Source organism: Pseudomonas taetrolens (assembly GCF_900475285.1).
GTDB classification, from domain to species: Bacteria; Pseudomonadota; Gammaproteobacteria; order Pseudomonadales; family Pseudomonadaceae; genus Aquipseudomonas; species Aquipseudomonas taetrolens.
In genome coordinates, this window is sequence record NZ_LS483370.1 from 3,075,203 (window position 1) to 3,088,124 (window position 12,922).

Consider the following 12,922-nt stretch of genomic DNA (forward strand, 5'->3'; position numbering starts at 1 on the left):
TGGGCGTAATGGCTCAACACCAGTAGAATCGCGCTCTTTTTTCCAGGGCGCTCGCCATGACCTCTCTTAAAACACCCCATGAAGCCGAGTCCCAGGCCAGTGATCTGGTCTTTGGTCTTGAAGACCGCCCCAAGCCGTGGATCGGTTTTCTTGCAGCCCTGCAACATTTGCTGGCGATCATCGTGCCCATCGTCACGCCGGGCCTGTTGATTTGTCAGGCATTGGGGGTTTCCAGCCGTGATACCAACCTGATTGTTTCCATGTCGCTGGTCATCTCCGGGATTGCGACGTTTGTTCAGTGCAAACGCTTCGGACCGTTCGGCGCCGGGCTGCTGATCGTGCAAGGCACCAGTTTCAACTTTGTCGGCCCGTTGATTGCCGGGGGCGCCTTGATGGTCAAGCAAGGCACGCCGGTGGAAGGCGTCATGGCGGCGATTTTCGGGGTGGTGATTGCCGGCTCGTTTGTCGAAATGGGCATCTCACGGGTTCTGCCCTTTGTGAAACGCATGATCACCCCGCTGGTGACCGGCATCGTGGTGCTGATGATCGGCCTGACGCTGATTAAAGTCGGCCTGATCAGCATGGGCGGCGGCTTTACCGCCATGGGCAACGGGACCTTCGCCAACGGTGAAAACCTGATGCTGTCAGGGGTGGTACTGGCGATCATCGTCATCCTTAACCGCATCCCGCTGGTCTGGATGCGCAGTTGTGCCATCGTCATTGCCCTGGCCGTGGGCTACGCACTGGCGGGCTATCTGGGCCGCCTGGACTTCACCGGCATGCATCAGGCCGAGCTGTTCCAGGTTCCGGTGCCGTTGCATTTCGGTCTGGGGTTCTCGTGGTCGCTGTTTATTCCGATGCTGGTGATTTACCTGGTGACCTCGCTGGAAGCCATTGGTGACGTTACCGCCACCAGTAAAGTATCGCGCCAGCCGGTTGAAGGCCCGGTGTGGATGCAACGCATCAAGGGCGGTGTATTGGTAAACGGCGCCAACTCGCTGCTGGCCGGTATATTCAACACGTTCCCCAGCTCGATCTTTGCCCAGAACAACGGTGTCATTCAGCTCACTGGCATCGCCAGCCGCCATATCGGCGTGTGGATTGCCGGCATGTTGATCTTGCTGGGACTGTTCCCGAGCGTGGCCGGCGCTATCCAGGCCGTACCTGAGCCGGTGCTGGGGGGGGCGGCAATGGTGATGTTCGGCGCCGTCGCGGCCTCGGGGATCAATATTCTGGCCAGCATCACCCTTGATCGTCGTGCCCTGCTGATTATCGCGGTATCGCTGGCTCTGGGCCTTGGCGTTTCGCAGGTACCCGAATTCCTGGCGCATATGCCCGCGGCACTGCGCAACGTGCTGGAATCTGGTGTCGCCACAGGCGGCATTTGCGCCCTGCTGCTGAACTGGTTCCTGCCCGAAACGGAAAAAGCCCGGCCCCTGTAAACAGTGCTGCAAGGCAGGATCGCCTCACGGCATCCTGCCTGATTGATATTGCCGTGAAAGCACATCAAACTCCTGCCGCGTGTTACTTCCCCTCTTTCACTGTCTGATTTACTCTTTTCCTGCATCCACCACATTCAGTGGGGTACGAACATGAGCACTTACGGTAGACGCCTGAAGCAAGAGCGCCTGCGCCTGTGCCTCACACAAAAACAGCTGGGCCGGATCGGCGGCGTGAGCCGTCAAAGCCAGAGCATGTATGAGCGCGATGTCAGCCTGCCCTTCGCGCCCTATCTGGCAGCGCTCGCGTTGCTTGGCGTTGATGTGCTGTACATCATCACAGGCCGTCACAGCCTGAAGATTGGCTCCCCCGTCACCCGATCAGACACCGATGGCGAGTTCAAGACAACACCGAAAACCCGCTACAGGTCTTCTGACGGGGTCTAAGCTCTGCACATGTCCTTTCAATACTGGAGCGCTGCGTGACCGAACCTGGTACTCACCACCAAAAAGCCCTGGACCGTTTTCTCAGTGAACGCCCCGAACTGGCTGAACAGCTCGACACGCTGAACCCGCTGGAAGCCCGGGCGGTAGGCCAATCAATAAAGCAATACCGTCAGGAACGCTTGAACGAAGCCTTTGAAGCCGAGGCCGAACGACAAGGATTGTTTGCCTGGGAGCTGACGCTGCAACTGATCAGCGAAAGCACTGAAGCCTACGAAGCCCAGCGCCTCGAAGTGCACCGCGAAGTTGCACAAATGGCAGGCATGAGCTGGACCGAATACTGCGAGCTGTATGACCTGAAGCAGGGCTCGTAAACCCTTGCGACGGCTACCCCGCCGGACGCGGCCTCGCTCCGCTCGACCGCTGCTACAACCACCCCCCGAACCGTAGCAGTTGGCGAGTGCAACGAGGCTGCGTCCTGGCTTTGCGCAGCGACCCCCGACAGGATTACCGCTGCGGTGACCAGATGCGGGTACAGACTTTTTCCAGCAGTGCCTGGTTGTGACTGAACACGATAAGCCCCAACTCCCGACGCTTGACCTCTTCCAGCAAGACTTGCCATACCTGCGCCTGAACGTGTGCGTCCAGTTGCGCCGTCACCTCATCGGCAATCAGGTATCGGGTTCGCGGGTCCAGCGCTCTGAGCAAGGCGATGCGCGCCAGCTCGCCACCCGATAGTTCGTCCGGGCGACGCGTCAGCCAGGCCGGACTGACCGCCAGACGCTCCAGCCAGGCGGCATCCGGTGACCAGGCATCGCGCAGGCTTTCGCCGGTGGTGCGATAGGGATTGAACGTCTGCTCAGGATGTTGCGGTACCAGCTGGATTGGACAGTAGCCTTTTTTCGGCAGGGGCTGGCCTCCCACGCTGACGCTGCCCGAGGTCGCCGTTTGCCATTGCGCCAACACCCGGCCCAGGGTGGTTTTGCCAAAGCCGCTGGGGGCGGAAATCCCCTGGCGCTCCCCCGCCTTGACCTGGAAGGACACCGAGTCCCAAAGCCGATGACCGTTTTGCACAATGCTGAGCTGGTGGACTTCAAGCATAGGACTGAGACTCGCCTTCCGGTACCCGCCGCGCAAAGAACTGCTGCTCGGGCAGTGCAGCCCATAAGGATTGCAGCCACGGACTGCCGCCGTTTTCGCGCAGTTCCCGGGCGCTGAGGGTCTCGTGCAGCGCACCTTGGTGCAGCACCGCGATCCGGTCGGCAAACTTCGCCGCCAGCGCCAGATCATGGGTAACCCACAAGATCCCCCTTCCCTGCTGGCAAAAGCCCTTGAGGTGGGTCAGCAACTGGCTGGCATGCTCGTCATCCAGCCATGAAGTGATCTCGTCAGCCAGGATGTAGCGCGCATGGGTCAGGGCCGCGCAACTGGCCAGTACCCGTTTGGCCATCCCGCCCGACAGCGTGCGCGGAAACTGCTCGACCAGCTCCGGCTGCAAGTTGTAATGCGTCAGTTGCTCCGCCACATCGGCCAGGTCCAGACGGACGCCGCTCAACTGTGCGGCGCGTCGCAATTGCGGGCCGACCTTGATCAGCGGATTCAGGGCACTGACGCCTTGTGGCACGTAGCACACCGATTTACCGCGCTGATCGACCTTACCGGCTTCGCCCAACAGTTGTCCGTCAAGCCAGATATCACCACGGCAACGCATCGTATCGGGCAGCAGGCCCAGGGTGCTTTGCAAGAGCAGGCTTTTGCCTTCACCGCTGGACCCCACCAGCGCCACCAGCTCACCGGGCTGGACCTCGAGCGAAATATCACTCAGCAGCGGGTGCCAGGTTCTGTGGCCCAGCCAGTGAAAATGGGCAATATCGATCGCAAACTGGTCGAATTTCAGCATCAGGTAATCCTTATCCATAGCTGCTGCAAAGCCCGCGCAAACTGGTCAAAAACCAGCACCAGTCCCACCAGAATAAATCCCGGAAAGAACGCCAGCCACCAGGCACCACTGCTCAAGTACCGTAGCGCATCGGCCAGCAATAAACCCAATGATGGATCATGGGGCGCCAGACCAAAGCCCAGGAAGCTCAGCGCCGCAGAGTGCAATACCGCGTGGGGAAACATCAGCAAGGTGCCGATCATCCACTGCGGTAGTAGCAACGGTAGCAGGTGATGGCGCCAGCGATAGAAACTGCTGTTACCCAAGCGATGTGACAGCATCACAAAGTCGGTCTCGCGAATACGCAGGATTTCTGCACGCAGGATCAATGCCAGGCGCGGCCAGTGAGTCAGGGCCACGGCCAGAATCACACCCTGCTTGCCTCCGCCCAAGGTGAAACAGATCAACACCAGCAATAACAAGTGCGGTAACGCCAGCATGCTGTCGATCAAGCCGCGGATCAGGTAATCCAGGGTTTTATTGAGCGAACACAGGCTGGCGGTGAACATCGCCAGGAAGCCGCTGCTCAAGGCCGCGGTAAGGCCTATTTGCAGGCTGGTGGTCATCCCCTGGAAACACCTGAGCCATAAATCCCGCCCCAGGCTGTCGGTGCCAAACCAGTACTGCGCCGACGGCGGCTGACGTCGCGCCAGCAAATCCATCGGCACATCGACATGGGTGATCGACAAGCCATAGGCAACCAGCGCCAGCAGCATCAACAACGACAGGCAAAGCCTGAGCAGCGCACGATTCGGGTCGTAAGTCATGACTGGCGCGCTGCCCCGCGGTTGAGGCGCCGCAACAGCGCATTGGCAATGCTATTACCGGTGAACACCAATACCGCGCACACCAGCACAATCCCCATCAATAACGGGATATCCCCGCGCAACCCGGCATCGATCGTGGCCTGCCCCAGCCCGGGATAAGCGAAGACTTTTTCGGCCAGCAATGAGCCGCCGATCAGCTCACCGACAGAGGCAAATTGCAGGCACAGAGCCGGGGTCACCGCGTGACGCAGGATGTGAAAGTTGATCAACGGCCAACCCTTGTCACCCTGGGCATGGGCATAACGGATAAATTCACTGTTCATCACCTCGGCCACCCGGGAGCGGGTATGCAGCGCGATGTTGCCTACCCCCAGAACGCCCAGCGCCAGCATGGGTAAGATCAAATGCCTGAGTTTGTCGCCCCAAGTGGCCGTCTCGGCATTGCTGCCAGGCGTCCAGGCGCAACAGATCGGTGCCCAGTTGAGGGTCACGGCAAACAGGGACAACAGCAATAAACCGACCCAAAACGTCGGCAAGGACGCCAGCACATAGGACAAGGTTGAGATCAGCCGGTCGGGCCAACGATGGAGGTAGCGCCCGGCCGTCAATCCCAAGGCCAGTCCGACGATGCCGGAAAACAGCCACGCCGAAAGCAGCAGCGCAAAAGAGGTACTGAAACGTTCCCCGATGACCTCGGACACCGGCGCGTTATAGAGCATCGAATAGCCCAGGTCGCCTTGCAGCACTTGGCTGAACCAGTGCATGAAGCGCTCCCACAACGGCAGATCAAGCCCCCAGCGTGCGGCAATCATCGGGTATTGTTCAGGCGGTACGTGCAGTAGATCGTTGCCGATGTAGGCCCGTATAGGGTCCACCGGGGAAAAGCTGAGCAAGGTAAACGTGCCTGCCGCTGTCACCAGCAGCAGGCACATCAATCGCACCACAAAGAACCAGAGCCCGCGAATCACTGGCAGGTCCACTTCCAGCCTTCAAGGCTATTGAGCAATGACCAGGAACCATGGATTTCCGGCGCTCCCTTGCCCAAATCGATGCACTCATCCGCCAGGTAGGTGTGCTGAACATTCAGCAACCAGGCCCACGCAGCATCGCCCTTGACCCCGGCCCCCGTCACACCGTCCCACTCCACTTGCTGCCAGAACGGTACCGCTTGCTGCCAGGTCGGGGCATCCAGCGCTTGCTGCAAATGCTGGTCGACCCGTGGATTCTGGTAATAACCCGGGTTGTAATATTCAACGCCGGCCGCCTTGCTGCTGTAGTGATGGTAAAGCTCCATCGGATCGAGACTGCCCCAGCCAAATAGCGTCGGGTTGGCGTGCATGTTGCGTTCAACCGTCTCCCAACTGCCCGACTTCAAATCCACATCGATACCAATGGGCTTGAGCATCGACCGCACCGCCTGGGCCAGATCGCGGCGCGTGGCATCGCCACTGGCGTACCACAGGGTAATCTTGGCCGGCAGGCCATTTTTTTCGCGGACGCCGCTGGCGGTTTCCAGCCAACCGGCTTCATCCAGAATCTGTTTGGCCCTGTCGGTATCGCCGTCCTTGAAAGCCGCGTCGGGGTTGGCCCACGGCAAACCCTGCACGCCGGAATACGCCGGAATCGCGTGGCCTTCCAGGATCTGATCCGCCAGTAATTGCCGATTGATCGCGTAGTTTATCGCCCTGCGGATGGCCACATCGGCTGTCACATCGTTACCTATGGGGTAACCATGGGCATCTTTTTTGCCGGAAGCGAGGGTGGGCAGCACGACCCCCCGGTTTTCAACGCTGGGGCGAACCCACAGCTTCATGCCCGCCGCAGGCGTCACTGCCAGTGACGGAGCAATTCTGACAATACCCAATTGCTGGCTTTGCGCAGCGGCAAATGCGCTGTCTTCATCGAGAAAGACAAACACCAGCTTGTCGAAATCGTTTTTCTGGCCTGCGTAGTACGGGTTAGCCTCAACAATCAGCTGTTGCCCTGGTTGATAGCTGACCAATCGGTATGGCCCGGCCCCGATCGGTTTTTGTGCATAGGTCTTGGGGTCGTACTGGTCGGCCGAGACGATACCCAACGAGCCGAGCACGTTGACGAAGGTGCTTTGCGGAGCCTTAAGCTCAATACGCACAGTGAGCGGATCAACCACCTCGGCCTTGAGGAAGTTCCCCATATCGACCTTGCCGCCACTGGCCGCGGCGTTGTTGTAGGTGTACGCCACGTCCTTGGCCGTCAACGCGGAACCGTCGGAGAACTTCAGATCGGGCTTGAGGCTCAGGGTCCAGCTTTTACCATCGGCGCTGACCTGATAATCACTGAGCAAAAAGCCATGCCAGGACAAGTCTTCATTTTGCTTGAGCAGAGGGCTGTGCAGCAGCAGGTAACTGCCGTGACTCCAGCCCAACATGGGGTCAAATCCCTCCGTGGGCTCATCACCAATGGCCAATTGCAACGTACGCGCCGGCGATGACGACGCAGGGGCTACCAGCACACTCATTAAAGCGGCAGCTATCAGGGTATTTCGCATCCATGCAGGCTTTGACATCCATCCTCCTGAAAATAAATACCGGCGCCGGGGTGAACTCCAAAACACTGTGCACCCGTTACCGGGCACATCAGTAATAGCATTCTCATTCTAAATAGCCAGTTATCCATCTGATTTTTTTACTGTTTTTCACCCTCATTTGGCACCTCCCCCTGAGCTCCCGCGACGATCAATGACCTGACGACGGGCCGTGGCATTGAGCCATGCTGTGCTATACCCATTAGTACGCTTGATCAGTCACGACACATAGACTCCACTGACAGAGGTTCGCATGTTCAAAGGATTAGCCAGTCACCTCAAAGACAAAAACGTCCACTCGATCAACGCCCTGCCGTCCAACAATATCGAACTGTTCGACTGCTACGCTGGCTTGACCCTGGGCCACCTGTACCGCAACTTCCCGCTGCCCGTCACCCTCACTGCCGAGCGTTTTATCGACTACACCACACTCGGCGCCAGCAATCGCGAGGCCCTGGAAAAAGAAGAAACCCTGTTCATGGCAACCATTAAATGGCTGGCCGACGTCGGCTACATCCATTTCGACGGCATGTCCGGCGTGGCGTTTTATGAAGTGGTCCTGACGAGTAACGGCCTGCTGACCCTGCGCGCCTTCCCTGAAGGCTCAGACACCGGCCCCACCCTCGGCGACAAGCTGTCGCACTGCATCAAGGATCAACACACGGCAGAACTCAGGGCGCTGATGGCACAAGCATTGAGCCTGGGGAGCCGAACGCTCAGTCCGATGACGCGGTCAGGGATTTAAACCAGTCACATCGCTGCGCATGCCACTTCAACGCCCCCGCACTGGCCCTCCTCGAGGGTGAGGACGGCGTGAGGGGCATGCCGTGGTCAGGTCTCACGACTACCGACACGCCCCGATCACCCACTTGACCTTCTCCAGCGCCTCACGCAGTGAAGGCATGTCTACCGAACCCAATGCCAGTCGGATGGCGTGGGGGACGTGGGCTGATGTGGCAAAGGGTTGGGCTGTCGAGACTGAGACCTGCTCTCGCATCAAAGCCATGACGACCTGGTCGGCTCTGGCGTCTTCGGGCAGGGGCAACCAGATGAAGTAGGAAGACGGGTGACCCATACACGGCAGCCCCGCCAGTATCTCGCCCGCCAGTTTTTGTCTGACTTGTGCGTCTGTGCGCTTTTGCGCTTCAAGGCTGTCGACCGTGCCGTCTTCCAGCCAGCCGCTGGTGATCGCGGTCATGACCCCGGGGGTATTCCAGGCCGTAACCCTGATGATGCGTTCCAGCGCGCTGACGCCTGAAGCCGGTGCAGCAATAAAGCCGACGCGCAGTCCGGTGGCGACACTTTTGGATAATCCAGAGACGTAGACTGTTCTTTCTGGCGCCAGCGCTGCCAAAGGCGGCGGTGCGTCCTCGACCAGGAAAGCGTAGGCCGCATCCTCAATGATGTGCAGGTCATGCCTGCGGGAGAGCGCTACCAGGCGCTGACGCTGTTCAAGGCTCATCACCCAGCCCAATGGGTTGTGCAGAGTAGGCATGGTGTAGACCGCGCGCACTGATCGGCTGCGGCAGAGCTGTTCGAGGGCTTCCAGATCCGGGCCGGCCTCTGTGACGGGAACCGGAAGTACTTCAAGGTGCAGGGTGTTCGCCAGCACTTTGAAGCCCGGGTAGGTCAGTGCATCGGCAGCAATCACGTCGCCAGGCTGCAACAGCGCCATCAAGGTCACGGCCAGCCCATGCTGCGCGCCGTTGACGATCAGCACCTGTTCGGCGGGGACGTTGAGCCCGCGCCGTCTCAGATGCCGGGCCACGGACACCCGCTCGTGCAGGCGTCCGCCATGGGGCTGGTAGCGCAGCAACGACTCGAGGTCACCGGATAACGCGAGCTGACGCAAGGCTTGGCGCAATAAATCGGCCTGCCCCGGCACCGAGGGGTAATTGTAATTGAGGTCCAGCACGCCCGCAGGGACTTCGGGCTGATCGATTCCGTGCCCCGGTGGCAACGCTGTTTCCCTGACGAAAGTACCCCGCCCGGCTTCCCCGCTGACCAGCCCCATCGCTTCAAGCTCTGCATAAACGCGGCTGGCAGTCACCAGCGCCAGTCCATGTGTCGCCGCCAGTTGGCGATGAGTGGGTAAACGCATACCCGGTGGCAAACGCCCGGAACGAATATCCGTGGCGAAGGCATCAACCAGCGACTTATAGCGAGAGCGAGGCATCGGTGCTGTATCCATGACAATTTTTTGATTGTCATCCATCTTCAACCGCAAAATGCACTCATGCAACCGCCGAGGCTCCACACCCGTGGGGCCCTTTATTTCAGTCACCCGAACCCGATTCAGCGTGAGGCTCCGATGGAACGTACCCGTAATCTGCAAGGCCTGACGCCTGAAAGAAACCTCAGTGGCTGGATTAACGGATTTATCGGGGTGGTCATTTTCAGTGGTTCGCTGCCGGCCACACGGGTCGCGGTGCTGGAGTTCGACCCGGTGTTCTTGACCGTGGCGCGCGCGGCTATCGCCGGGTTGATTGCGGTGGCCATGCTCGGGCTGCTCAAGGCCAAACGTCCAGAACGCCGCCAGCTGTTACCGCTGCTCATTGTTGCCCTGGGCGTGGTGGTCGGGTTTCCCCTGCTGACGGCACTGGCGCTGCAGCATGTGACCTCGGCCCACTCCATCGTCTTCCTCGGCATGTTGCCGCTGGCCACCGCCGCTTTCGGCGTGCTGCGCGGAGGCGAACATCCCCGACCTGCATTCTGGCTGTTCTCGATTCTGGGCAGCGCACTGGTGGTGGGGTTTGCGGTGTCTCAGGGACTGACGGCCTCCCCTGAAGGCGACATCCTGATGTTCCTTGCCATTCTGGCCTGTGGCCTCGGTTACGCAGAGGGCGCCAGGCTCTCCCGGACACTGGGCGGCTGGCAGGTGATTTCATGGGCGCTGGTGCTTTCGCTGCCGGTGATGGCCGTGCTGGCCTGGTTCTGCGCACCCGCCTCATTCGCCGGGATCAGCCCGCCCGCCTGGCTTAGCCTGGGGTACGTGTCGCTGTTCAGCATGTTGATCGGTTTTGTGTTCTGGTACCGCGGGCTTGCCCAGGGAGGTATTGCGGCCGTGGGTCAGCTTCAGTTGTTGCAGCCTTTTATGGGGTTGGCCCTGGCCGCCAGCCTGCTCCACGAGACTGTCAGCCTCGGCATGTTTGCCGTCACCGGCGCGGTGATTCTGTGCGTGGTGGCAGCTAAAAAATTCGCTCGATAGATGCTGGCCTAATAATCAGGGAATCGGGACTGATAGCACGCGGGAGAGCTGGCGTCTGCGCAACGCTCCAGCTCGTCTTCCAGCCACTGCGCCAATACGATTGCATTGTTCGCCTCAGGGTCGTGGGCGGAATAAATCAGGGTCAACGTCCCCTTTTCGGCATATTGCAGCAGCGCCCACCAGTGCTGCGGGCTGGCGGCCAGTTCTTTTCGATACGCCGCTGCAAACTGCGGGAAACTCTTTTCACCGCGTTTGAACGTTTTGCGTAACTCGGTCGAAGGAGCGGCGTCAGGCAACCAGGCTGTCAGTGGCAGATCTTCCTTCCGGCAGTTGCGCGGCCACAGACGGTCAACCAGCACCCGGGTGCCGTCATCCGGGGACGCGGGAGTGTAAGCACGTTTGCATTGAATCATGGCGATAGGCTCTGATCGGATGAGAAAAAGCAGGCAGCCTGCTCCCTTCAGGTTAACCGGTTTGGCGCAAAATGCCGCGAACGCTTCCACGCTCGAAAGTGGCTGTGTACTATCAGCGCAGGCCGATGCTGCCTGCCGCTCGCTCCCCTAGGGAAAGGTGAAAGCATCTGTACTCCAGACCCTGTTTCAATACTCTTGAGAGTCGAGGTTTGGCAACGCGAGCGCCCATAGCATCGACGCCCGGGAGTCATCATGATATCGATCGAACAAGCCAAGCTCATGGCCAAAAAGCTGCGCGCTTCATTGGACACGCGTCATCAACCCGTGTCCCATTCCACAGCGCTGGAGCTGGTAGCGCAGCAGTTGGGTTACAAGGACTGGAACACCGCCTCGGCGCTGCTGCTCCAGGAACCCGGCCCATCAACCATCACCTTCGACAAACCCATCCCCATCCTGCGCATGTTCGACGAAGCCAAGGCGCGCGAGTTCTACCTGACGTTCCTGGGCTTCAGCGTGGAGTTCGAGCACCGGTTCGAGGCTGACCTGCCGCTGTACCTGGGGATCCAGCGCAACGGCTTGCAGTTGCACCTGTCCGAGCACCATGGCGATGCGAGCCCCGGGGCGACGGTGTTCATCCCCATGCACAATATCGAACAACTGCGCGACGAACTGCTTGCCAAACGTTATGGCTACGGCCGCCCGGAGATTGTCCAGCAAGGCTGGGGGCGAGTCCTGGAAGTCTACGATCCTTTCGGTAACCGGCTGCGGTTCTGCCAGGACTGATCGCTCAGGCACCTGACTACATTCGCCGCAGCCCTCCTCACCCTCATATACCTGCGCGCAATAAAAACCCCGCTCGAGGCGGGGTTCCATACAGCGCTGATTCAGGATTCTTATCCCTCCCAAGCTGGCGCCGAACTGACGCTCGGCGCCAGCTGGATCAGGAGGCTGCGTCCAGCTCGGCTTTTAGCGCTTTGGCACTGGAGCGAGTGCGCACCCAGTTGAAGGCGATGGCGAGGATCAGGGCGAAACCGACGTAGCCCAGCAGCGGGTAGACGGTGCCGACCAATTTGCTGAAGCCGCCCAGGCTCAAACCCAGACCTACGCACACGGTCACTGCACTGATGAGCTTGAAACGGCTGGTTTCAGGCTTGGCAAAGCGCGCGCTGAAAGCAAAGAACATCCCTACCGCAGTGCTGTAGACCATACATACCAGCGCCAGCGACATCACTACCGAGAGAATCGGCGAGATGCGACCTGCAAGTGCCAGCGACGGCATTTCAATGCCCTGCAGCTGGTTGATGTTGGCGAACAGACCGATGTTCAGCAGCAGGATCAGGGCACCCAGACCGAGTCCACCGAGTACACCGCCGAGGGCTGCTGCCTTGGGTTGCTTGGTCATGCCACCAATGACAGCCAGCATCGGGAAGCCAACGGCGATATTGAACGATGCGTACAGCAAGGCACCGACGAACCAGTTGCCAGTGACCGTCTCGTTGTTCTCGCGGGCCACCGCGTCGAGCGTCTCGATCGGGGCGTTGTAGCTGAAGATCGAGTAGGTCGTGATGACCAGAACCATAGCCAGCAGGAAAGGCATCACCGCACTGATCAAATCGATGATGCGCTTGACGTTCATGCACAGGGTGGCGATCACCAGCACGGTCATCAACACACCGCCAAACAGCGGCGGCAGGTCGTATTGCTGGGCAAAGATCGAGCCGCTACCGGCCAGCATCACCACGCCAACACCGTAAAGGAAGAAGGACAGCACTACGTCGACGACCAGACCGATGCGTGCACCGAACAGGATGTAAAGAACTTCCTTGTGCGAGCTCGCTTGCATCTTCGAACTTATGCGGGCGATCTGCATACCCAGGAAAGCAAACATCAGGCCGCTCACCAGAGTGCCGACGACACCTATCAGCCCATAGCCGGTGAAAAACTGAAGCACCTCCTGCCCTGAGGCAAAACCGCCACCAATCACGACGGACATGTAAGCAAGGGCAATCTGGATGGATTGTTTATTCATTGCACTATTACTCGTTCTTAGACTTATTAGGTGCACGGTGCAGAGAGGCAACCTGCAGCCTCTCATTTCCGTAGAGCGACTCTCTCCGTAACAGCACAACAAAACACGCTGATTTGTTGA

General features: G+C 59.5%; 14 protein-coding genes. 6 read left to right on the plus strand and 8 right to left on the minus strand.

Annotated features, from left to right (window positions below; translation table 11 throughout):
* Positions 1-56: 56 nt before the first annotated feature.
* From DQN55_RS14095 to DQN55_RS14105, 3 genes are all read left to right on the plus strand, one after another.
* Positions 57-1,442: a nucleobase:cation symporter-2 family protein gene (locus DQN55_RS14095; protein WP_048383138.1), complete on the plus strand. Its 1,386-nt coding sequence runs from the start codon at positions 57-59 to the stop codon at positions 1,440-1,442.
* 150 nt (positions 1,443-1,592) lie between these two features.
* The gene (locus tag DQN55_RS14100) at positions 1,593-1,886 is read left to right on the plus strand and encodes a helix-turn-helix domain-containing protein (protein WP_048383137.1); all 294 of its coding nucleotides are present in this window, start codon (positions 1,593-1,595) and stop codon (positions 1,884-1,886) included.
* A 35-nt stretch (positions 1,887-1,921) separates the two neighbouring features.
* Positions 1,922-2,257 (plus strand): DUF6388 family protein, encoded by a 336-nt coding sequence (locus DQN55_RS14105; RefSeq protein ID WP_048383136.1) that lies wholly within the window; start codon positions 1,922-1,924, stop codon positions 2,255-2,257.
* 133 nt (positions 2,258-2,390) lie between these two features.
* Here the strand turns inward: DQN55_RS14105 and DQN55_RS14110 are convergent, their stop codons facing one another.
* From DQN55_RS14110 to DQN55_RS14130, 5 genes are read right to left on the minus strand one after another with little or no spacing between them, the layout of a single operon-like run.
* A complete protein-coding gene (locus tag DQN55_RS14110) occupies positions 2,391-2,984 on the minus strand; it encodes an ATP-binding cassette domain-containing protein (RefSeq protein ID WP_048383135.1) in 594 nt (197 codons plus the stop codon).
* Positions 2,977-3,783: an ATP-binding cassette domain-containing protein gene (locus DQN55_RS14115; RefSeq protein WP_048383134.1), complete on the minus strand. Its 807-nt coding sequence runs from the start codon at positions 3,781-3,783 to the stop codon at positions 2,977-2,979. Before DQN55_RS14115 ends, DQN55_RS14110 begins: the two co-directional genes overlap by 8 nt.
* On the minus strand, positions 3,783-4,589 hold the full coding sequence (locus DQN55_RS14120) for an ABC transporter permease (protein WP_048383133.1): 807 nt from the start codon (positions 4,587-4,589) through the stop codon (positions 3,783-3,785). The genes DQN55_RS14115 and DQN55_RS14120 overlap by 1 nt, the downstream gene beginning before the upstream one ends.
* Positions 4,586-5,569 carry an ABC transporter permease gene (locus tag DQN55_RS14125; RefSeq protein WP_048383132.1) on the minus strand — a complete coding sequence of 328 codons (984 nt, stop codon included), beginning with the start codon at positions 5,567-5,569 and terminating at the stop codon, positions 4,586-4,588. The genes DQN55_RS14120 and DQN55_RS14125 overlap by 4 nt, the downstream gene beginning before the upstream one ends.
* Positions 5,554-7,134 carry an ABC transporter substrate-binding protein gene (locus DQN55_RS14130; protein ID WP_048383131.1) on the minus strand — a complete coding sequence of 527 codons (1,581 nt, stop codon included), beginning with the start codon at positions 7,132-7,134 and terminating at the stop codon, positions 5,554-5,556. Before DQN55_RS14130 ends, DQN55_RS14125 begins: the two co-directional genes overlap by 16 nt.
* Before the next feature lie 271 nt (positions 7,135-7,405).
* Between DQN55_RS14130 and DQN55_RS14135 the strand changes: the two genes are divergently transcribed.
* Positions 7,406-7,897: a hypothetical protein gene (locus tag DQN55_RS14135; protein WP_048383130.1), complete on the plus strand. Its 492-nt coding sequence runs from the start codon at positions 7,406-7,408 to the stop codon at positions 7,895-7,897.
* Between the two features lie 99 nt (positions 7,898-7,996).
* Here the strand turns inward: DQN55_RS14135 and DQN55_RS14140 are convergent, their stop codons facing one another.
* Positions 7,997-9,328 (minus strand): aminotransferase-like domain-containing protein, encoded by a 1,332-nt coding sequence (locus DQN55_RS14140; RefSeq protein ID WP_048383226.1) that lies wholly within the window; start codon positions 9,326-9,328, stop codon positions 7,997-7,999.
* Positions 9,329-9,463: 135 nt separating this feature from the next.
* On the opposite strand from DQN55_RS14140, the gene DQN55_RS14145 reads away from it, so the two are divergent.
* The gene (locus tag DQN55_RS14145; protein ID WP_048383129.1) at positions 9,464-10,360 is read left to right on the plus strand and encodes a DMT family transporter; all 897 of its coding nucleotides are present in this window, start codon (positions 9,464-9,466) and stop codon (positions 10,358-10,360) included.
* Positions 10,361-10,368: 8 nt separating this feature from the next.
* Here DQN55_RS14145 and DQN55_RS14150 read toward each other — a convergent pair whose 3' ends face one another.
* Complete coding sequence (locus tag DQN55_RS14150; RefSeq protein WP_048383128.1) at positions 10,369-10,773, minus strand: DUF488 domain-containing protein; 405 nt, start codon at positions 10,771-10,773, stop codon at positions 10,369-10,371.
* Positions 10,774-11,025: 252 nt separating this feature from the next.
* On the opposite strand from DQN55_RS14150, the gene DQN55_RS14155 reads away from it, so the two are divergent.
* Complete coding sequence (locus DQN55_RS14155; protein ID WP_048383127.1) at positions 11,026-11,556, plus strand: glyoxalase superfamily protein; 531 nt, start codon at positions 11,026-11,028, stop codon at positions 11,554-11,556.
* A 157-nt stretch (positions 11,557-11,713) separates the two neighbouring features.
* Here the strand turns inward: DQN55_RS14155 and DQN55_RS14160 are convergent, their stop codons facing one another.
* Complete coding sequence (locus DQN55_RS14160; protein WP_048383126.1) at positions 11,714-12,802, minus strand: YkvI family membrane protein; 1,089 nt, start codon at positions 12,800-12,802, stop codon at positions 11,714-11,716.
* Positions 12,803-12,922 lie beyond the last annotated feature (120 nt).